Here is a 20,383-nt window from a genome sequence, read left to right on the forward strand (position 1 = left end):
GCGGTGACTTTAGCCAGGGATGAATTAACCAGATTAGAGAAATTAGCCCATACAGGAGCAATTTCCGCACTGAAAATCAAAGAAAAAGAATCAGCACTCCAAGCAGCACTCGCCAGACGAGAAATAGCTCAAGCTGCACTCAATCCCAGTAATGCTGAAATCACCATCGCTAAGGAACAAATTAAACGGGAATTAGCCCAAGGTAAAGCGATCATTGCTGCACTGCGTCGGGAAAAAGAATTATTAAGCCAAAAACAAGCCGAGCTTCAAAACCAATTAGCTCACAGTCAAGGAGAAATACAGCAAATCTTAACTGAATTAGAGAAAACCATGATTCGCACTCCCGTATCGGGTACAATTCAGCATCTCAATCTGCGTAACTCTGGACAGGTAGTTTCTGCAAGTCAAGCTATTGCACTAATTACCATGAGGGATGCTCCGTTAATCGTCAAATCTTTTGTGGAATCGGCAAATATTGAAAAAATTAGCATCGGACAACCAGTAAGACTCAAGGTAACTGCTTGTCCCTATCCCGACTACGGAATTCTTCAAGGCAGTGTAACTTATATTTCTCCAGACACAATTTTTTCCCAACAACCCCAGGCGAGTTATGAAGTCAATATTCAACCAAAAAGTTTTTCTTTAAATGCTAAAGGCAACCAATGTAATATTAAACCAGGCATGGAAGCCACAGCCAGTTTCATTACCCAGGAAGAAACCATACTGCTTTTTGTCCTGAGAAAAGCCAGGCTGTTAACTGATTTTTGATCGGGTTCGTAGGGTTTACTGAAAAAGCTATTTGTTGCAAGAAGGTAATAGGTGATACCCAATCCGAATCACACATCACACTTAGGTGTTTTTAAAGTTTGTTTGTGTAAGTCCTGGATCGATTATTGTTACTCACCTCGAAAATGTTAAACTCCTATGAATGAAATAGTTGTTGAATGTTTTGCTTAGGAGTTAGCGAGTGAGCTTAGGGAAAATAGAAAAGCAGCCCGATTCGCGTGATTTTTCTTGGTCTTTTTGGCCTCTTGTGCCAATATATCCCTATGGCAAACGAAGAACTATTCGTCGTGAAATTATTCCCGATCGCGTTTGGACTTTTGAGCAAGTACAAGGCATCTTTTATGTCATAGTGCCAATTCGGATGACGGTGGTTAGGTTAGATGAAGGAGGATTATTAGTTTATGCTCCTGTCGCTCCCACAGGGGAATGTTTGCAATTACTCAAGGAATTGGTAGTTAAGTATGGAGATGTCAAATATATTATTCTACCGACAATTTCTGGTCTAGAGCATAAAGTATTTGTTGCTCCTTTTGCGAGAAAATTTCCTCAAGCTCAGATATTTGTAGCACCAGATCAATGGAGTTTTCCTTTCGATCTTCCTTTAAATTGGTTGGGTTTTCCCCGTAAAAGAACTTTCATTTTACCTGAAGATAGTAGTAAAACCCCTTTTGCCAATCAGTTTGATTACGCTATTTTGAAGACTGTTGATTTAAAGTCTGGCTATTTTTCAGAAGTAGCTTTTTTTGATAAAAAATCCAGTACATTATTAGTTACAGATTCTATCATTTCTGTTTTTGCTGAACCACCTCTAATATTGCAAATCGATTCTTCTCCTTTACTATTTCATGCCAAAGATAATGGCTTAGAAACTATTAATGATACATTAGAAAATCGCTGTAAAGGATGGCAAAGAATTGCTTTATTTGCCATGTATTTTCAGCCGACTGTCTTATCTATTCCTCAGTGGGGAAAAGTCTTTTTAGATGCTTTTAAAGCTCCCGATAAATCGAGTAAAAACTATTTTGGTCTATTTCCTTTTAAGTGGCGTGAAGATTGGCAACAATGCTTTTATTCTCTAAGTGGCAATGGTCGTTTATTTGTGCCACCCATTTTACAAACTCTGATTTTAAATCGTTCCCCTCAAGATGTTTTACAATGGGCAGATGCGATCGCAGATTGGGATTTTCAAAGAATTATTCCCTGTCATTTTTCTGCACCTATCATCGCAGGTAGTCAGCAATTTCGCCAAGCTTTTTCTTTTTTAGAACCATCTACAGGCTCTTTTTCTACCAAAACCTATCCTCTACCAGAAGTAGAATTTCAAGTACTCCAAGAAATCGATAAATTACTGTGTAAAAGCCGTCTTGTACCACCACCAAAGGAAGGATGAGGGATGAAGTCAGAAGTCAGAAGTCAGAAGTCAGAAGTCAGAAGTAGCAAAGAATCAACAACCAACAACCAGCAACCAGCCACGAGCCACGAGCCATATGCGGAGCGGTATCCTTTAGGGCGAGCCACGAACAAAAAACGACGAGCAACCAGCTATTAATCAATTAATTTTGTCTGGCATTTCTTTCATTACGAATTCTTCTAGTAGCTGCTTCGTGTTCTTGTAGGGTTCGACTAAACACATGAGTACCGTCGTAACGAGCCACAAAAAAGAGATATTCTGTACTTTCAGGATTGAGAGTAGCTTTAAGGCTAGCAATGCCAGGAGCAGCGATCGCAGTAGGGGGTAAACCAAAGTTACGATAGGTATTGTAGGGGGAAGGTGTACCTACTTGAGCATAAGTGAGGGGTCGATCGGCGGTTTGACGAATACCTAAACCATATTCTACTGTAGGATCGGATTCTAAACGCATTCCCTGTTCTAATCTAGCGGTAAAGACACCAGCAATCAGAGGGCGTTCGTCTTGTATTACGGATTCTTTTTCTACGATGCTAGCTAATGTGACCCATTCTTGAAGAGAATAATCGGTATTGGCTTCTTTGTATACAGGCAAAGCAATGTTTTCAAAGCTTTTGAGCATCGCATCAATTACTGCTTGAGGATCGTTAGTGCGATCGCTGCTAATCTTATAAGTATCGGGATATAAAAAACCTTCTAAATGGGGAATATCTTTAGGTAACCAAGAGTATTTTTCGTAGGGAATTTCGCGAGTTGCTGCTAAAAATTCTTCGGCAGTAAAATAGTCTAAAGACTCGAAATAGTTCGCCATTTGCTCCATTGACCAACCTTCAGGAATCGTAAAATTGGTTTGCATAATTTCCCCATTCCAGATTTTGGTGGCAATATCTGGTAAAGACTCGTCAAGGGAAACTAAATAAGTTCCTGCTTTAAAACCTCCACCGTTATCTTGTTGTTGCTGCAATTTTGTCCAAACTTTCCAAGCTGTAGCCGATTTAATTAATCCTTCCTCAGCCAGTTTATTGCCAATTTGTTGCCCTCCCATGCCAGATTCTACGGTAAAGGGGGCTGTTTCTAATTCTGTTTCGGCTGCTACAGGAGCGATCGCTTTTTGCCACCAGAACCAACTTCCCCCAATTCCTCCACCTATAGCCAAAGCAAGAATACCTAATAATAAAGGAAGTGGTGATTTCTTTTTCGTCAGAGTCATATTAGTTATCAGTAATCAGTAATCAGTAATTTAGTAATCAGCAATCAGTAACCAACAGCTAAGACACTTCTCTTGTAAAAATAAGTTTGTTCTCATCCTTAATACCCTTAAAATTACCTGTCGTCTAATTCTTCAAATAATAACTCTTCCAAAATTGGTTGAAATCCTTCTTCTTCTGGAGAGACTAATTCCAATTTTCCTTTGGTATTGTAGCGGGCAAAAAATAATAAAGGGGTTAAGGGTGTATAAATAGAATATTTGCGCTCGGAGTGATAAAAACTAGCGAGTAGCTGTAATTCTTCAGAGTCTAAGTCGCTATCTTCTTCGTCTAAATTTAAGGTTAATATTTGATCCTCTTCAATTGGCGGTAATTCTCCCGTGGCGGTTAAAGTGAATGCGGAATGCTTCAGATAAAGATTGTGTTCTGCTAAAACTGCTTTGGCATTAGCAAAAATATCGGTAATTTCCCCATCATCTTCTAGCATTACCGCTTCTACTTCTTCTGCGTCTGGATCGTCGCTCTCCCAGCTAATTATTGTCACAGGGATATCTACGGGCATTAGTAGGAGATAAGTTATGCCATCTGTTTCTAAAGAATGTTCCACATAGCACACGAGCGATCGCTGATTTTCGTCAAAAAGACTGACTATCTCTTCATCGCGGTTGTCTTTATCTCTATCAAAAGGGGATGGCATAAACAGTTATTGTTTCACAATCATTAACCAGCTAGCTCAGAAAGCTAGGGAATATTTCTGAGATAGCTACTAAGATATAAATTATCAGTTAACTGTCACTATTTTATTTTTTTCCTGAATCTTATGGGGAATTTTGAGCTTGATGCAAAACACAGAATGTTCCAAAAACTTTGTTGAGTTAATAAAGAGAAATATCGCTGAGTTATGTGCTAGCTTTAAATTGTCAATAAGCCTACCTAAATGAAAGGAGAACACTCATTATGTCTGCAACAACAGGCTTGCTACAAAATTTTGGTCAAGTAGGCGAAAATCCTATCCTCTTAGACCGAAGTGTCACTGAACCAGTTTGCGAAGGTTTAAACGCTGTTTTGGCTAGTTTTCAGGCTCTTTATTTACAGTATCAAAAACATCACTTTGTAGTGGAAGGAGCAGAGTTTTCCTCTTTACACGAATTTTTTGCTGAAAGTTATGATGCGGTAAAAGATCATGTCCATGATTTGGGAGAGCGTCTTAATGGATTAGGTGGTGTTCCTGTTGCGAGTTTTACTAAGCTTGCAGAATTGTGTTGTTTCGAGCCAGAATCAGACGGAATTTATGACTGTCGGACTATGGTGCAACACAATCTTACAGCAGAACAAGCTATTATTCCGTTGTTACGTCGTCAAGCTACTCAAGCAGAAAGTCTCGGCGATCGCGCTAGTCGATATCTGTACGAACAAATTTTACTTAAAACCGAAGAAAGAGCTTACCATTTGGATCACTTCCTAGCCCATGATAGTTTGACTGTCGGATTTATCAACAATTAACGAAATCGATTGACAAAAAAATAAATTAAAAGCAATGAGGAGCAGAGTAATTATTATTTCTAGCTCCTTATTTTTATGGTGTGTCTTCCAGTATTCATTCAATTATCAAAAACATAACAACATAACCCTGAAAGTCGCTATGAAGAGAATCAGCTTCCCACAGACTTAGTGATAATTAACCAATTACCTTTCATTGAACATTAAACAGAGTCGGCACGAAAAAGTGAGGACAAGTTTTTGGAAGTTTCTTACCTAAACTCTTCGCTAACGATCGGTTATCCAAAGCTCTAAATTTGTTGCAAACTATTGGCAATTAATAAAAGTACTGCTACAGTATAATTATTATCAGCTAATTGATAATAAAAATCAATTAGCTGGAAGATTAAACAATATAGACAGTAATCATATCTATTGATATAAAAATTGCTAAATATTAGGTAAACTATGAGTAATAGCAGTAAGCCACAGACCATTCAGATAAATTGGTCAGATCGTTGGCAAGTATACTATCGTCTTCAAGCACTAGAAGTAGAATGTTCGTGTCAAACAGATCGACCTTTACAGGTATACTTGGGTAATTCTCAAGCAGTAGTCCAAACCTGGAGCGTAGTCAAACAATTTACCGCAAATCGCCAAGAATTAATTGATTGGTTAAATCAATGTTGGATAGCTAAATGTTATGAATAATAATTTTATTTAAGTAATGCCCATTATTTTAATTAAGGAGTTATAAACATATGGTAATGACACAACCTTTCGTTTCCCAGTTCACAATCACAGGTAAATTAGAAGATTTATCAACTAAGTCAAATGACTGTATAAAGTATTTACAATTGGTTACAGAACAGGGAGAATATTGGGTTAAAGTTGCTAAAGAACTTAGAAAAAGTATCAGTAGCAAATTAAAGCCTGGATGTTTGCTAAAAGTAACAGGGATGCGTAGGCATGAAATTAACAAGGGAAAAATAAAGTACAAAGCTTACGGAATCGAATTGTTGAGTAAACCTGCTTCAGAAAAAGTTATTTCCCAAACTTGTAATTCTACAGTGACAGCAAAACCAAAAGCAAAAGTACTATTTTGCCAAAAGTCTACCTGTTGGAAGAAAGGCGGAAAAACAGCTTGTGAGTTGTTGAAAAAAGAGTTAAAGAATAGAGGACTTGCGGGTCAAGTAGAAGTCAAAACTGTAGGTTGTCTCAAACAGTGTAAAAAAGCCCCCAACATGGTAATTATGCCCGATAAAGCTCGCTATAGTAGAGTGCAACCCCAAAAAGTATCTAATTTAATAGAAAAACATCTTATAGCTGATTAGAGGAATATCGGCGATCTCGCGTTTTTTCAGTCTTATAATAATGAGTAGCATTGGGGATTTTTATTGACAAAATTTGACCACAATTAAATTATTAATTTAATCCCACTTCTACTTGCTCAATGATTTCTGGCTCATTCTTGCTAGCCTCGTACCAACGCTTTATATCAGAATCATTCAATACTGTTTTCATATATTCAGTAGCTATAGAATCGCATTCAACACCATAGGTATTAAAGCGAAAAACTACTGGTGCAAACATTGCATCAACAATCGTAAAATCACCAAATAACCACGAACCAGCTTTTCTATTTTGATTTCTACAGGTAGTCCAGATAGCTTGAATTCGCTGAATATCATTGGTTAATTCTTCTGTTGATTCTACATGGCGATCTTTGGCTCGACAATTCATCGGCATTTTTGACCGTAAGGAAAAGAAACTAGAGTGCATTTCGGCAGATACAGAACGTGCTAAAGCTCGCTGTTTAAAATCACTTGGCAATAGTGTGGGATATCGTTCTGCTAGATATTCTGCAATAGCTAGACTGTCCCATATTGTTAATTCATCTTCTATGTAGACTGGTACTTTTCCTGTGGGAGAATAACGAAACAATTTTTCTTGATATCCTTCAGAAAAGAGCGGTATTTGTATCTCTTCAAACTTAATGTCCAGTTTAGCCAAAATTAGCCAAGCTCGAAGTGACCATGATGAGTAATTTTTATTGCCAATAACTAATTTAGGAATTCCCATTGCACTTATCTTTTCGTTTCAGATGGAATTATCTTCATAATACTTTGGCTAGTAGTTTATCAGCATAACTTAAATAAAAACTATTCAAAATATTTTGAAGTCATAAATGCCAATATTTCCAGCTATTAATTATAGTAATAAATCAGTGTTTGATGGCATTATGATGGATATTTATGGTTTGAATGCTCCTAAAAATAGCCAAACAAATTCGGACAAAATTAAGAATCAAGATTTTTTGCTATGTGTATTGTAGGGCGAGGCACACCCCACCCTACTCTTGTCAATCTTTTGGTTTGTAAGTGGATTTGACTTCTAGCTCCCGCAATTGTTTATCGCTGACAGACGAAGGTGCATCGGTAAGGAGACAGCTTGCTTGTTGGGTTTTGGGAAAAGCAATTACATCACGAATTGATTCTTCTTTTGCGAGTAACATCACTAAACGATCCAAACCGTAAGCAATACCACCGTGGGGAGGCGTACCATATTCAAAAGCTTCTAAGAGGAAACCAAATTTTTCGTTAGCTTCTTCGGTGGATAAACCGATAGTGGTAAAGACTTTTTCTTGAATATCTTTTTGATAAATACGCAAACTTCCGCCACCAATTTCTACCCCGTTATAAACAATGTCATAAGCTTGCGCCCTAGCTGTTGATAAATCATCGATGTCTTCTGGAAAAGGCGCAGTGAAGGGATGATGGAGGGCTTCTAAACGTTTTTCGTCCTTGTTGTATTCAAACATGGGAAATTCTGTTACCCAGAGAAGATTAATTTTATCTTCCTCGATTAAGCCTAATTCTTTCCCCATAAAGAGACGTACCCGATCTAGAGTCTTGTTGACTGTAGCGGTGTCTCCTGCACCAAAGAGCAATAAATATCCTGGTTTTGCCCCAGTTTTGGCTAATAGCTCTTGTTTTTGCTCTTCAGAGAGGTTATCTTTAATTGCTCCAATAGTATCGATTTCGTTATTTTCTCTAACTCTGATATAGGCAATACCTTTCGCCCCTGCTGCAACTGCTTCGTTAAAGATATCTCCTTTGGGCTTGATTCGCACGTTAGAAATGGCATCGTTACCGTTAGGGATGGGTAAGACTTTAACTACACCGCCACTTTTTACCGCACCAGAAAAGACTTTAAAACCGCTATCTTGAACGATGGAGGAAACATCCACTAATTCTAACCCAAAACGGGTATCAGGACGATCGCTGCCATATTTATCCATTGCTTCAGCATAGGTAATACGGGGGAAGGGGCGGGGTAATTCTATACCTTTGACTGTTTTAAAGATATGACAGATTAAAGCCTCATTAAGTTCGAGAATTTCTTCTACTGACATGAAACTCATTTCCATATCCAATTGGGTAAATTCTGGTTGTCTATCGGCGCGTAAATCTTCATCACGGAAACAACGCGCAATTTGGTAATAGCGATCGCACCCTGATACCATTAACAATTGTTTGAATAGCTGCGGTGATTGAGGTAATGCATACCAACTCCCAGGATTTACCCTAGAAGGTAAGATGTAGTCTCGCGCCCCTTCGGGAGTAGAACGAGTTAGAATCGGTGTTTCTATTTCCATAAAGTTCTGTTCGTCTTCGAGAAAACGACGCATTGCTTTGACTACCTGATGGCGTAGCTGTAGATTTTGCGCCATGCGATCTGTTCTTAAATCCAGATAGCGGTATTTGAGGCGTAAATCTTCTCTGACAGTTTCATATTCAGCAGTACAAACTTGGAAAGGTAATTGTTTACTAACTCCGCTTAATAACTCAAGAGAATTAGCATAGATTTCTACTTCTCCCGTAGGTAAATTGGGGTTCAAAGACTCCTCTGGGCGTTGGAAAACCTTTCCGACTACCTTGACAACATATTCACTACGAAGCTTATCAGCCATCTCATAAGAATCGGGAGTGCGCTGCGGATCGCTAACTATTTGTACTGTACCAGTGCGATCGCGTAAGTCAATAAAGACTACTCCACCATGATCGCGACGGCGATCTACCCAACCATAAAGAGTAACTGTCTTATCGATGTCTGCGGATCGCAATTCCCCGCAATAATGAGTTCTCATATTCCCGATGCTCAAAGAAAAATTTTAAACACAGCGTTCTTTAGATTAACAGATAATTTAGGTAGTCGGACATTCACGATCGAGTCACCGAGTTAGAAATACTGACATTTTCTCTAGAAAATGTGGCATCTATAGCACTCAATAAAGGGGCAAAACCCCAGCTATAAGCTATAAGCTATAAGCTATAAGCTATAAGCTATAAGCTCCAGGGTTAATACCTTGTTAGATCGTAGACACCGCCTTTGCGTAATCGTCTTGAACTCAGTAGCGTGATTGCTGATACGACTGCATTCAACTTAAAAGCAAGCGAGCTTATAGCTTTAAGAAGATAAATTAAATCTTTCCTAAATTACATTTTCTCTTCTTGCTTTTGCTGTAAGGTTAACTATTAATTCCCCTGATTCAATAGTCTGGAACTGCTAAAACAGTGAGATTAGTAGGAGAAATCTTGACATTGTTTTTTGCTAACAATTTTCGGAGATAATATTTTTGATTTTTACGAAGTCAGAGGAAGCTCCGTCGTTTTATCGATCCTTGAATGGGGACGACGGAGTCTCTCTGACTAAAAACTAGATAAATCACAGAGACGAGATCGCTGGTAAACCTAACAGAGGTAAAAATTGTGGAAAACAATCGCTTAATTATGTATCACAAGCAATCCGCAAGTGCGCGTATTATGTTTTTTGCCTTAAATGGTTCTGTTTGTCATTTTGATGGCTTACCTCCTAAGTCAAAAATTGTTGACAGCAGTATCTCTGAAGAGCGAGTTGTTGACAAGAGCGAAAACTTAATTACCATCAGTCAAGGAAAATTAGGACTATCTAGTAATATCCTTGAGATTGAAAAACAGTTTCTGGCGATCGCTAAAAACGAGGCTCTGACATTCAATGTATATTTAGCCAGTTTTACCACGGTCGATCCTCCTTACGAACAACTAGCGGATCTCGGAGGAAAGTTTATTACTCTGATTGAAGCCCGTTCCTTACCATCAGTCGAAATAGAATTGTTAGGCTTGGCTTATTCATTTCTGATGGATTGACGCGATGCTTTACTGTTTACTGAAACAAGGATTTCATGACGGAATTAAGAGACTGTTGTGCTTGATAGATTAAAGAATTTTGTTGAGATAAAAAAACTTGAGCGCAATTACGTCCTGGCATACCTGATATTGAACCACCAGGATGAGTTCCTGCACCTGTTAAATAAAGATTCTTAATTGGAGTGGTATAGTTGGCAATTTCGGGCAAAGGGCGTAAAAATATCATCTGATCTAGGGTCATATCCAAATGATAATAATTTCCTTTATAAGAACCGAGTCTTTCCCCTAATTCGGCAGGACTTTCTACGCGACGAGCAATTATGGAGTCTTTAATATTGGGAGCGTATTCGGCTAATTTTGCCAGTACATTATCAGCAACTTTGTTTTTGAGATCGTCTGTCCAACCTGTACCATTTAAGCCTGTTCCTTCTTTTCCTGCTATCTGGTAAGGAGCAAAAAATTCAATCCACAAGGTATGCTTACCTTCAGGGGCGAGAGTGGGGTCTAAAACGGAAGGAATATCAAGATACATTGAGGGGTTACTATCGGGTATCTGCCCCATATTGGCTAAGCTGTGAGCCTGTTCTACATGGGCGGTAGAGTCAGCAATTAACACCGTACCAATAAGATGATCGAGATCGTCTCTATCATAAGCTGTAAAGCGGGGTACTTCGGAGAGGGCGCAATCAATTTTGAGAATGGTTTCGTTGTTGTTAACAATTCTTCTGGCGACGCGATTTCTCAGTTTAGGGGCGATCGCTTTTTCCTCTACTAACTGCAAAAATAGTCTCTGGACATCAATATTAGAAATTATTGCTTTATTAGCTCGATATTCTTGCCCTCCTGCTACTTTAACGCCCATAGCTCTTTGATTATCATCTATTAGTACTTCTTTAACCATTTGCTCCGTCAGAATTTTACCACCCAAGGAGTTTACTAACCTCACTAGGGTGTTCGTTAACGCTCCTGTACCGCCTTTTGGTCTTGCCATTCCTGGCTGATGACGCATTGCCAACATCATTAAACCTGCGGTAATGCCTTTCTGTGAGGGAGGTGCGCCAATTTCGGCTGCTAATCTTGCTAGGGGAGCTTTCACAATCTCGGTATCAAACCACTCATTAAGTAAGTCTTCAGGAGAAGTGATCATGTTACGGATAAAATCTAAAGCTTTATTCTTGGAACCCGCTACCGACAAGATATCGAGAATGTTTTGTTTACCGTAATTTTTTGCCAGATTAATAATAGATTGGGGAGGGGAATTAAACCAAGGAGCGATCGCACTCAAGAGTTGCGACCAATATTTGATAAACTCTAGGTAATTATCGGCATCTCTTTGGCTATATTTGGCGATCGCCAAATGCGTCTTTTCCAGAGATTTATGAGCGAGGAAATATTGACCATCAAGGTGAGGACAAAAGGTGTGGGGATCGCAGTGTAAGTACTCTAAGCCATACTTGTATAGCTCTAATTCTTCAATCACAGGAGCATGAAAAATAAACTCATGATCGATAGCACAAAGGTTAAACTTGAAACCTGGTGCTAGATCGGGAATTGCTTCTTCTGTAGTGGCTGCACCTCCTGGGACCGATCTTTTTTCTAGTAGCAAGACACTGTATCCCGCTTTCAGTAAATATGCTGCACAGACTAAACCATTATGCCCTGCACCAATCACGATCGCATCATAGGTTTCCATAAAAAATGTTAATTCCTTTCTTCTTTTTTATTGATCATTTATGTGATTTAATCGCCTAATAGGTAGTTTTCGAGGATACTGTTCCTTTGCTATACTGGCGAAATGATTTATTTATTATAAAACGTTGTGTTATATGAATCCGACTATTAAAGTAATTGCCCCTCAAGGGATTTTAGATGGTACAAAAGCCACCGATTTTCGTTCTCAAATAGATCGAAGTGTTAGCAACGGAGCAGAAATCATACTAGTTGATTTTACTGATGTTACCTTTATGGATAGTTCTGGTTTAGGAGCGTTAGTTTTGGCTTTAAAAACGATTCGCGGTGCAGGGTTAAAAATGTTTCTTTGCTCGATGAATGAACAAACTAGAATGTTATTTGAACTAACTAGTATGGATCGTGTATTTGAAATTTTTACTGACAAAGAAGAATTTGAACAAAAGTTTTTATAGAAATTAAAAACTAATTTATCTCAAAGGTGATTTATAAAAAATCAATTTGTAAAATAGATAGATCGTCTTCAAATTGAAAATTAGGATGCCAGTTACGAACAAACTGTAATAATCTATCTAAATTACGCTGTGGGGTTTGTTGATACTTTTTCAAGACAGAAATAAACTTTTCCAAACCCCAAAAATAACCGTTAACCTGTTCCACTTCATAAATACCATCGCTAAAAATATAGAGGCTAGAATTAGCAGGAATAGTGCAATAAGCATCTACATATTTTACTTTGGGAAACATCCCTACAGGAACACCCACGGTTTTTAATTTTTGTTCTATAATTTGTTTATTTTGTGTATCAGACAGTAAGATTCCTGGGGGATGTCCAGCACTAGAATAGGTTAAAGTTTTTTGTTGACAATTATAAACACCATACCAAATAGTAAAGTATTTGTCATTGCGATCGCTCATTTGAAAAATACTATTTAAACTAGATATTACACTACTTGGTTGATAATAATTAGCATTCATTAAAGTTTGCGATCTCAATAAATTAATTACCGAAAGAGAAGGTAAAGAAGCTCTTAAACCATGTCCAGCAACATCTAACAAATAAAAAACTAAATGCTTATTATCTAGCCAAAAATAATCAAAACTATCTCCTCCCAATTGACGAGAAGGGATAAACCGCATATCTATATTAAGTTTGGGATGAATTAAAGGTTCAGGTAAAATTGAACTTACATACTCTGCTGCTTCTGTTAATTCATCTTCTAATAATTGTTTTTGTTGTTGTAGATCGCGACTTAACTCATGCAATCTCAACCCTGCTCTTACTCTAGCTGTTAATTCATACATTTCAATAGGTTTACACAAGAAATCATCAGAGCCGGCATCTAACCCTTGAACGCGAGCTTCTAGAGAATCTAAAGAAGTTAATAAAATAAAAAAAGTAGTGGACAATTCAGCAATTGCTTTTAATTTTCGACAAACTTCTAAACCACTCAAATGAGGCATAATCCAATCACATATAATTAATGCTGGCTTAATATCTATAGCTTTAGCCAACCCTTCTTGACCATCACTAGCGATGGCAATTTCATAACCTTGCTTTTCTAAAGTACGCTTGAGTAGTAATTGAGTTGCAGAATCATCATCAATAATTAAAATTAGAGCCATTATAAAATATTATTTTTATTTTGTAAAAAAAAAGAAAATTGGTTTATATTTCAGTATTTGAATTGTTAAATTAAAAGTAAGCCAAAGACTAATAGTAGTAATTAAAAACATTAATGTTGCTAAATCACAGTATGTTAAATAAAATTATTTGACTTTATATAAGTAGGTAAGCAAATTTATTTGTATATTTTTGATAGTTGTCTTTTTTTTCTTCAAGGGTGAGCGATCTCGATTCGGATGGAACATCCGCTCTCTTGGTGCGCGACGCAAAGCTATATGGATCGGCTGTATCCTTGATCGAAGGGAATCCTTTAGGAGCTTCTCATGTCGCGAGGAAACCTCGCCTGTCTTGGGCAGCATTTCCTTGTCCCCAAATGCGATGGGTATAAACACCCAATGTGACGGGTATAAACACCCAATGCGACGGGTCTGCGGGGTCTGCCCGCTTCTTTTGCACCGCAAGTTTTAACCGCTAAATCCTCACATCCTTGTACCCCAACACCCAAAACTTGTTTCTCTCAAGTACACGGGTTTATTGTGCATCGGATACTTAATCTGAATTAGAATCTTCAAATACTATGTCTGCGCGAAAAATTTCTCGTAAGTCAAAGAGACTCTGCGCCCTTGAGCGGTGCGACAAGAAATTAGGTTTCCTCATAAGTGCGAACGCCCTAAAGGACTAGCTTTGCGTCGCGCACTCCCGTCACGACGGAGCTTCCTCTGACTTCGTAAAAATAGAAAGAATTGAATATATAACATTGGTTTATAAGCGATAGATAATTTATGGTGTGAGATATCATCTCATAATAGCCAATTCATCTCAAACATAGCCTATAAAGTCAGAAATGTTGTGATTTTCTAAGTTTTCTAAACTTATTAAGATGTAGCAGAGATCGAAAACTTGATAACTACTAAGTTTTGATATACTGAAACCTTGAGCCAAACAATTATCAACAATTTACGAGGCGTACAAGTCGGTCACATTAACTGATGATCCACTCGCCCTGCTAAACTAAGAGCATTGATTACTAATTTTTAAGTTATGTAGATTACAACTTAGGGAAAACCCCATGAGTAAAGCAATTTTGAATATATTAGTTAATCCCGTAAAATTACTAAGTTGCTCATAAAAAAATACTTTCCCTCATAATTTTCTATTGCAATACTTATATATTACTAGCTACAAGGTTGCCAGCAATTGAAACTTCCTATTCAAACTAAAATTGAAGTCAAGAGCGATCTTAAAGCCGTCGATCTAGTATTACTTCAATTTAACAAAATATATCACAATACAATTCAGCAACAAGACTGGTTACAATGTCAGTTAGCCTTAATAGAAGGTTTTACAAATGTAGTCCGTCATGCTCATCAAAATTTACCAGCAGAAACTCCCATTAGAATTGCAATTGCGATCGACTGTGCAAAAATGACTATAAGCATCTGGGATTATGGTAAACCTTTCGATCTCAAGGGTTTTATCAAAACAACATCAGAAAAAAACCATAAATGGGAAGGAAGTGGACGGGGTATTGCGATTATGTATAAAATAGCTGACTCTCTTACTTATCAGCGTGTCTCTGCAACAGAAAATTGTTTAAAAATTGTTAAATATTTACGCCATTAATGATTTTGTTACTTGAACATCGCCTCAAAAACTTTGCTTAGTTGTGCTGATTTTCCTGAATTTGACGAGCGACCCTGCGGAGGTTGCCTCCGCTAAGGAACGCGCGAGTTGACAAGGCTAATCCGATATTTTATTTTGCAGATATATTATGGGATTATTAGGTCGCACCTTTTCATAATCAGATATTGCTTTAACATAATGTTCTCTTGCTAGTAAAGCTTTACTTTATTAATTCATAAGCCAAGGATAAACCTCTGCGATCAGCTTGAATATTGTATTGAGTGGCGATGAATCGATCGCTGGTTGTTAAGGCTTTTTGATAATGTTGAGCTTCTAAAAAATTATTTCCTTGCTCGATCGACTCGTTGGTTTGTGGTGGTTTTTTAAACAATTTTATGATTAAAGGTATTGCTATTAAAATTACAATAATCGCTATTATCGACAAGATCTTATTTTTTTTATTCTTAGAAGTTGCTTCAGGTATTATAACAATTTGGCTTTCTGATGAGGAAGCTGGCATTAATTGTTGAGGCTGTTCTAGGGAATTTAATCGCTCCTCAATCCATTGACGATCGAATACAGCTTGATAGATAAGATTACTAACGCTGATGCGATTATTCTTTAACTCAATCAAACCAATGCGTAGTAATTCCATTTGCTCTAGACTATTATCAAAATTAATCTCTTTAAGTTGCCAGATTTTTTTATAGGTTTTTAATAAAGCCTTTGTCGAACAAAACTTCGTTTCATTTAAGCGATCGCTGATAAAGGTTAAATGTTTAGCTGCTACACCTATTTTCCAATCATCAATAATATATTGATAAATTAATTCCTCGACAACAAGTTCTTCTTCTTCTGGTGTTATATATACTGATTTCTCTTTAATTAGTTGATAGATTTTTTGTGTTAACCATGGTTGATGATTTGTCCAATTATTAACTGCATTAATAACTTTATAAGGAATATCTGCTTTCTTATCTATCCCGAACATCTTGAGACGAATCTGGTTATAAGGTTGTAATTTTGCTAACTCTTTTTCCATCCAATTTTCATTAAAGTTTTTTAAATATTTTGGTTGAGCAATCCGAATTACATTTCTATCCAAAATAACAATTCCACTCGCTAGTAATTCTTGTTCAATTAAATCTCCCCTGGCAATTATTGTACCTTGCTGTATTATTTTATCATACTTTTGTAATAACTCGACTGGCTCACATTTTGTATTATTTAAAATATAACTTTCAATATTATCTAATTCTAAAGCAACTGCTTCAGGATAAATACTAATAATTTCTCCTGTCTTGATTAAGTGAAGATGTTCGACAAAAAAATCTAAAGTGGTCTGTGAGATTAATTCTTGTTCTACTGCGATTTTGCCAAATTTTGAGGTATTATCCTGTTGAATTTGTAATATACGAGTAACTTCTTGTTCATTAATTAAGCTAGCAGCCTTTAGATAATATCCTAGGGGTTGTAATTTTTTAGTAACAACAATACGGGGCCAAATTTCAGCGAAAAAATCAGCAGTTTGAGGTTTAATCAAACCTCTAATAGCTAAAATCTCTCCTATTTTACATTTAGGCAAGACAAGAGACTCCTTAAGAGCTTTTTCTACTTGTTCTGATGATACTAAACCAGCTTTACGGAGAACTAATCCCAGAGGCTTGGCTACTACAGTTTTCGCCATTTTATTTAACAGTATTTTAGTTGCTCAATATATTAAACGCTTAATTTAATCGCTGAGTATATTTAAGAGTATATCTTAAGATTTTTTACTTCTGTATGCAAAGTAGCCATTAAATTTCTCGAATTAATTTTATTCGGGCATTTAGCCATTACGAAATAACGAAGTTAAAATGGCGGAGTCTCCAGGAACTTTCACCGTATTGATATCTAAACTTTATGAAAATCAGTATTATTACCTCAATTATTGCTTTAACTACAGCATCTTTACCGTTAGCTTCTCCTTTACAAGCTGAAAATATTAGCCACCTCAATCAATTACTGGGTACAAAACGTTGTCATGAATGCGATTTAAGTGATTCAGGATTAATTCATGCCAACCTCGCTGGCGCAGAATTAAATAATGCTAATCTTGCGGGTGCTAATCTCAGTCAAGCCAATTTAGCAGGAGCAAACCTTACAGGCGCAGACTTGACTGGTGCTTCTTTGTATGGCGCAAATCTTACAGGAGCAGATCTTACAGGAGCAAATTTAGCTGGTACAGACTTGAGAAACGCCTATCTAAGAAATACAACCCTAGAAAATGTAGATCTCGATCGAGCCAACTTAAATGGAGTTAAAGGAATTTCTGAAGAAGCAGGTACTCCCGAACAATTCCATCGTTGGGGAGTTAGGGAAGCAGATCGGGGAAATTATCGTGCAGCGATCGCTCACTATAATCGTGCTATTGCTATTGATTCAGAATTTGCACCAGCATATTTAGGCTTGGGGGTAGTTTACTATCGCACTGACTTTAAAACCAGAGCCTTAGAAAATACCCAAGTGGCGATCGCACTTTTTGAGAATCAAGAAAATGAGCTAGGACAGTCAACTTCTCAAGAATTTCTCGATAATATGGAGTTAGCAAGTCAAATTGAAGCGAGTTTAGAACAAAGAGACAAAAATGCCTCTAATTTCGGTAAATTTATGGGCGGGATTGGTTCTTTATTACTACAGTTGATGCTGTAGAGCAATTGTTGTTAGAGAGGTTTCGCCAAAACGTCTTTACTTATTGATAGTTGATAGTTGATGATTAATAACATCGATCGTTGTTAATTGATAATTGTCCAATGGTATCTCCAGAGCAAAAAATTGGTATTGCAGTTGTTGGCACGGGTTTTGGGCAAAAAATTCATATTCCAGGCTTTCAGCACCACCATCGTACCGAAGTAGTAGCAGTCCATAATCGGGATTTAGCAACAGCAAAAGAAATTGCAGCAAAACATAATATCCCCAATGCTTGCGACAATCTAGATGATGTTCTCGCTCTAGATCTAGTAGAAGCTGTCAGTGTCACAACTCCTCCTTTTTTGCATTACGAGATGGGTAAAGCCGTTTTAGCAGCAGGAAAACATTTATTGCTTGAAAAACCAATGGCGATGAATGCCAAAGAGGTAAAAGATTTATATAACCTCGCTCAAGCTAAAGGTTTAGTTGCAACGGCTGATTTTGAATTTCGTTTTGTACCCTCGTGGCAACTTTTTGCCGAATACTTACAACAGAGTTATGTAGGCAAAATCCGCTTGATTAAAATAGATTGGATCGTAGTTAGCCGTGCCGACCCCCAACGTCCTTGGAATTGGTATGCTCGTAAAGATAGGGGTGGGGGTGCTTTAGGTGCTGTCGGCTCCCATGCCTTTGATTATATTAGCTGGTTGTTTGGGGATGTCAAAAGCTTATCCGCTCATTTAGCCTGTGCCATTCCCGAACGTCGGGATCCCCAAGATGGCGGTAAACTAAAGCCAGTGGATGCTGACGATACTTGTCTAGTAACAATGGAATTAGCTGATGGTACACCCTGTCAGTTAAACATTAGCTCTGTAACCTACAACGGTAGAGGGCATTGGGTGGAAGTGTACGGCGAAAAAGGTACATTGGTTCTAGGTAGCGATAACTTAAAAGATTATGTGCATGGTTTTAAACTGTTGGCAGCACCCGCAGGAGAATACTTAAAAGAAGTAGAAATTCCCCAGCGTCTAGATTTTCCGCAAACATTTCCTGATGGTAGATTAGCTCCTTTTGTACGTACTGTAGATCTTTTTGTAGAAAGTATAGATCGCGGTAAGTCTTTAACGCCATCTTTAAAAGAGGGGGTATATTCCCAATTGTTAATGGATTTAACCCACCAGTCTCATAATTCCCGTAGTTGGGTTGATGTACCGAAATTAGATCTGTTTTTAGGTTAATTTTCAGGTCGATTTACTATCATAGCCGTACAAGATTAGATTAAGACAATTCAAAAAAATGCCCTAATATTTATTTGTACGTAATGCTATATAACTCTTTTGTCACTTTCCGAGAGGGCTATTTTCAGAAGTCTTATCAGTTGTCGATACAGGCTTTCGTAGTCCCAAAATCATTTTCTGGTATTTACTATTCGGAAATAATGGCTCTATCCCTCATATACAAATAATTCAAGAATTTTAATTTTGATGGGTGAACTCACGCACCTAGCAAGGGAACGCGCCCATATTGTTTTTGTTTTCAAAGTCTGACAGAAGAGGGATATATATACGCCTAGCTGATATGGATAGTTGAGGCTTTACTAATTAGTTGAATTTATCTCTCTCCGTGAGAAGACCCCCAGCTACGCTGGTGGGATGAATCACGGGCAAGCGACAAGGTTGAAATCTTCACATATTCTAAACTGAAACTTTAAAAAATAAAGCTTTCTACTATTTTAAAATAATAGAATGAAAGCAAGATACAGATACAGAATCTATCCCAAGCAATCTCAAATCGTACCACTAGCAAAAGCTTTTGGTTCAGCAAGAGTTGTGTGGAATGATGCACTATGGCTGTACAAGAATGCTTTGAAAAACAACCTAGAACTTCCTAGCAATATTAGTGGAAAAGTAACAACTGAAGCTAAAAAGACTGAAGAAAGACATTGGTTAGCTGAAGTATCTTCAGTGATTTTACAGCAATCAGTTAACGATCTAAAAGTAGCTTGGAAAAACTACTTTGACAGCAAGAAAGGTATCAGAAAAGGGAAAGAAGTAGGTAAACCAAAATTCAAAAAGAAATCATCTAGGCAAGCAATTAGATTCACTAAAAATGCTTTCAGTGTTCATTCTCAATCAGTCAAGTTAGCTAAGATAGGACACATTAAGATGGTGGTTAGTAGACCACTACCAAACTCCCCTAGTAGCGTAACTATCATTAAAGATTGTGCTGGCAGATACTTCGCTTCTTTCGTAGTAGAAGTTTCCCAACCAATTCCACCACAAACAGATAGTAGTGTCGGTATTGATTTAGGCTTAACTCACTTCGCTATTTTAAGTAGTGGTGAAAAGATTGAGAATCCTAGATTGCACAAAAAGATGCTCAAGCGTATCAAGAAAGCAAACAGGAGACGTCTCTTAGCCTTGAAGGATTCTAATCGCAGGAAAAGAAGGAAACTGAGGTTGGCTAAGCTTCATGCAAAAGTAAAAGATCGAAGAATAGACTTTCTTCACAAGTTAACTACTCGCTTAGTGCGTGAAAACCAAACGCTCGCAGTAGAAGATTTAAATGTCAGTGGCAGTGCGATTCGTTTAGTCGAAACTTAGAAAGAAGGAGGATGACTAGCTTCTGTTGAGTAACCGCAAAACGGTAGAGTTCGCACTTTAATCCTCAACAGATGACAACTTAATAATCTTATAGGTGAGTA

Annotated in this window: 20 protein-coding genes; 13 read left to right on the forward strand and 7 right to left on the reverse strand. The window is 37.5% G+C overall.

Annotated features, from left to right (window positions below; genetic code table 11):
• From H1P_RS17835 to H1P_RS36220, 3 genes are all read left to right on the forward strand, one after another.
• A partial coding sequence (locus tag H1P_RS17835) for a beta-barrel domain-containing protein (RefSeq protein ID WP_144869823.1) occupies positions 1-768 on the forward strand: 768 nt, incomplete at its 5' end.
• Between the two features lie 199 nt (positions 769-967).
• A complete protein-coding gene (locus H1P_RS17840; protein ID WP_222427101.1) occupies positions 968-2,176 on the forward strand; it encodes a DUF4336 domain-containing protein in 1,209 nt (402 codons plus the stop codon).
• 3 nt (positions 2,177-2,179) lie between these two features.
• Positions 2,180-2,335, forward strand: a complete 156-nt coding sequence (locus H1P_RS36220; RefSeq protein ID WP_186376017.1) for a hypothetical protein — start codon at positions 2,180-2,182, stop codon at positions 2,333-2,335.
• A 4-nt stretch (positions 2,336-2,339) separates the two neighbouring features.
• Here H1P_RS36220 and mltG read toward each other — a convergent pair whose 3' ends face one another.
• Together mltG and H1P_RS17850 are read right to left on the reverse strand one after the other, a co-directional pair.
• Positions 2,340-3,404, reverse strand: coding sequence for an endolytic transglycosylase MltG (gene mltG / locus H1P_RS17845; RefSeq protein ID WP_144869825.1), 1,065 nt, complete (start codon positions 3,402-3,404; stop codon positions 2,340-2,342).
• 113 nt (positions 3,405-3,517) lie between these two features.
• A complete protein-coding gene (locus H1P_RS17850) occupies positions 3,518-4,099 on the reverse strand; it encodes a DUF3727 domain-containing protein (protein WP_144869827.1) in 582 nt (193 codons plus the stop codon).
• A gap of 260 nt (positions 4,100-4,359) precedes the next feature.
• Between H1P_RS17850 and dpsA the strand changes: the two genes are divergently transcribed.
• From dpsA to H1P_RS17865, 3 genes are all read left to right on the forward strand, one after another.
• Positions 4,360-4,905: a DNA starvation/stress protection protein DpsA gene (gene dpsA, locus H1P_RS17855; protein ID WP_144869829.1), complete on the forward strand. Its 546-nt coding sequence runs from the start codon at positions 4,360-4,362 to the stop codon at positions 4,903-4,905.
• 444 nt (positions 4,906-5,349) lie between these two features.
• A complete protein-coding gene (locus H1P_RS17860; RefSeq protein ID WP_144869831.1) occupies positions 5,350-5,592 on the forward strand; it encodes an Asr1405/Asl0597 family protein in 243 nt (80 codons plus the stop codon).
• Positions 5,593-5,642: 50 nt separating this feature from the next.
• Positions 5,643-6,215, forward strand: a complete 573-nt coding sequence (locus H1P_RS17865; protein ID WP_144869833.1) for a (2Fe-2S) ferredoxin domain-containing protein — start codon at positions 5,643-5,645, stop codon at positions 6,213-6,215.
• 91 nt (positions 6,216-6,306) lie between these two features.
• Here the strand turns inward: H1P_RS17865 and H1P_RS17870 are convergent, their stop codons facing one another.
• Both H1P_RS17870 and aspS read right to left on the reverse strand, forming a co-directional pair.
• Complete coding sequence (locus H1P_RS17870; RefSeq protein WP_144869835.1) at positions 6,307-6,963, reverse strand: glutathione S-transferase family protein; 657 nt, start codon at positions 6,961-6,963, stop codon at positions 6,307-6,309.
• Between the two features lie 280 nt (positions 6,964-7,243).
• On the reverse strand, positions 7,244-9,031 hold the full coding sequence (gene aspS / locus H1P_RS17875; protein ID WP_144869837.1) for an aspartate--tRNA ligase: 1,788 nt from the start codon (positions 9,029-9,031) through the stop codon (positions 7,244-7,246).
• Positions 9,032-9,653: 622 nt separating this feature from the next.
• Between aspS and H1P_RS17880 the strand changes: the two genes are divergently transcribed.
• On the forward strand, positions 9,654-10,070 hold the full coding sequence (locus tag H1P_RS17880; protein WP_144869840.1) for a hypothetical protein: 417 nt from the start codon (positions 9,654-9,656) through the stop codon (positions 10,068-10,070).
• A 16-nt stretch (positions 10,071-10,086) separates the two neighbouring features.
• On the opposite strand, the gene crtO is transcribed toward H1P_RS17880, so the two are convergent.
• The gene (gene crtO / locus H1P_RS17885) at positions 10,087-11,763 is read right to left on the reverse strand and encodes a beta-carotene ketolase CrtO (RefSeq protein ID WP_144869841.1); all 1,677 of its coding nucleotides are present in this window, start codon (positions 11,761-11,763) and stop codon (positions 10,087-10,089) included.
• A 133-nt stretch (positions 11,764-11,896) separates the two neighbouring features.
• On the opposite strand from crtO, the gene H1P_RS17890 reads away from it, so the two are divergent.
• Positions 11,897-12,214, forward strand: a complete 318-nt coding sequence (locus tag H1P_RS17890; protein ID WP_144869843.1) for an STAS domain-containing protein — start codon at positions 11,897-11,899, stop codon at positions 12,212-12,214.
• 31 nt (positions 12,215-12,245) lie between these two features.
• On the opposite strand, the gene H1P_RS17895 is transcribed toward H1P_RS17890, so the two are convergent.
• The gene (locus tag H1P_RS17895) at positions 12,246-13,385 is read right to left on the reverse strand and encodes a PP2C family protein-serine/threonine phosphatase (RefSeq protein WP_144869845.1); all 1,140 of its coding nucleotides are present in this window, start codon (positions 13,383-13,385) and stop codon (positions 12,246-12,248) included.
• 218 nt (positions 13,386-13,603) lie between these two features.
• Between H1P_RS17895 and H1P_RS36225 the strand changes: the two genes are divergently transcribed.
• Together H1P_RS36225 and H1P_RS17900 are read left to right on the forward strand one after the other, a co-directional pair.
• Positions 13,604-13,774, forward strand: coding sequence for a hypothetical protein (locus H1P_RS36225; RefSeq protein ID WP_186376018.1), 171 nt, complete (start codon positions 13,604-13,606; stop codon positions 13,772-13,774).
• Between the two features lie 809 nt (positions 13,775-14,583).
• Positions 14,584-15,009 (forward strand): ATP-binding protein, encoded by a 426-nt coding sequence (locus tag H1P_RS17900; RefSeq protein ID WP_144869847.1) that lies wholly within the window; start codon positions 14,584-14,586, stop codon positions 15,007-15,009.
• Positions 15,010-15,229: 220 nt separating this feature from the next.
• Here the strand turns inward: H1P_RS17900 and H1P_RS17905 are convergent, their stop codons facing one another.
• Positions 15,230-16,696: a hypothetical protein gene (locus H1P_RS17905; protein ID WP_144869850.1), complete on the reverse strand. Its 1,467-nt coding sequence runs from the start codon at positions 16,694-16,696 to the stop codon at positions 15,230-15,232.
• A 215-nt stretch (positions 16,697-16,911) separates the two neighbouring features.
• Between H1P_RS17905 and H1P_RS17910 the strand changes: the two genes are divergently transcribed.
• The 3 genes from H1P_RS17910 to H1P_RS17920 all read left to right on the forward strand — a co-directional run bounded on the left by H1P_RS17910 (position 16,912) and on the right by H1P_RS17920 (position 20,282).
• Entirely contained in the window at positions 16,912-17,700 is a 789-nt protein-coding gene (locus tag H1P_RS17910; protein ID WP_144869852.1) for a pentapeptide repeat-containing protein, read from the forward strand.
• Positions 17,701-17,801: 101 nt separating this feature from the next.
• Positions 17,802-18,917 carry a Gfo/Idh/MocA family protein gene (locus H1P_RS17915; RefSeq protein ID WP_144869854.1) on the forward strand — a complete coding sequence of 372 codons (1,116 nt, stop codon included), beginning with the start codon at positions 17,802-17,804 and terminating at the stop codon, positions 18,915-18,917.
• A 507-nt stretch (positions 18,918-19,424) separates the two neighbouring features.
• Entirely contained in the window at positions 19,425-20,282 is an 858-nt protein-coding gene (locus H1P_RS17920) for an RNA-guided endonuclease InsQ/TnpB family protein (RefSeq protein WP_246141782.1), read from the forward strand.
• The last annotated feature ends 101 nt before the right edge of the window (positions 20,283-20,383 follow it).

This window comes from Hyella patelloides LEGE 07179, assembly GCF_900659865.1.
GTDB classification, from domain to species: Bacteria; Cyanobacteriota; Cyanobacteriia; order Cyanobacteriales; family Xenococcaceae; genus Hyella; species Hyella patelloides.

Bases quoted from the DNA above. Each gene is read 5' to 3' on its own strand.
- H1P_RS36220 (WP_186376017.1), top strand. From the start codon at position 2,180: ATGAAGTCAGAAGTCAGAAGTCAGAAGTCAGAAGTCAGAAGTAGCAAA.
- H1P_RS17865 (WP_144869833.1), top strand. From the start codon at position 5,643: ATGGTAATGACACAACCTTTCGTTTCCCAGTTCACAATCACAGGTAAA.
- H1P_RS17850 (WP_144869827.1), bottom strand. From the start codon at position 4,099: ATGCCATCCCCTTTTGATAGAGATAAAGACAACCGCGATGAAGAGATA.
- aspS (WP_144869837.1), bottom strand. From the start codon at position 9,031: ATGAGAACTCATTATTGCGGGGAATTGCGATCCGCAGACATCGATAAG.
- H1P_RS17915 (WP_144869854.1), top strand. From the start codon at position 17,802: ATGGTATCTCCAGAGCAAAAAATTGGTATTGCAGTTGTTGGCACGGGT.
- H1P_RS17890 (WP_144869843.1), top strand. From the start codon at position 11,897: ATGAATCCGACTATTAAAGTAATTGCCCCTCAAGGGATTTTAGATGGT.
- H1P_RS17860 (WP_144869831.1), top strand. From the start codon at position 5,350: ATGAGTAATAGCAGTAAGCCACAGACCATTCAGATAAATTGGTCAGAT.
- crtO (WP_144869841.1), bottom strand. From the start codon at position 11,763: ATGGAAACCTATGATGCGATCGTGATTGGTGCAGGGCATAATGGTTTA.
- dpsA (WP_144869829.1), top strand. From the start codon at position 4,360: ATGTCTGCAACAACAGGCTTGCTACAAAATTTTGGTCAAGTAGGCGAA.
- mltG (WP_144869825.1), bottom strand. From the start codon at position 3,404: ATGACTCTGACGAAAAAGAAATCACCACTTCCTTTATTATTAGGTATT.
- H1P_RS17895 (WP_144869845.1), bottom strand. From the start codon at position 13,385: ATGGCTCTAATTTTAATTATTGATGATGATTCTGCAACTCAATTACTA.
- H1P_RS17910 (WP_144869852.1), top strand. From the start codon at position 16,912: ATGAAAATCAGTATTATTACCTCAATTATTGCTTTAACTACAGCATCT.
- H1P_RS17905 (WP_144869850.1), bottom strand. From the start codon at position 16,696: ATGGCGAAAACTGTAGTAGCCAAGCCTCTGGGATTAGTTCTCCGTAAA.
- H1P_RS17870 (WP_144869835.1), bottom strand. From the start codon at position 6,963: ATGGGAATTCCTAAATTAGTTATTGGCAATAAAAATTACTCATCATGG.
- H1P_RS17920 (WP_246141782.1), top strand. From the start codon at position 19,425: ATGAAAGCAAGATACAGATACAGAATCTATCCCAAGCAATCTCAAATC.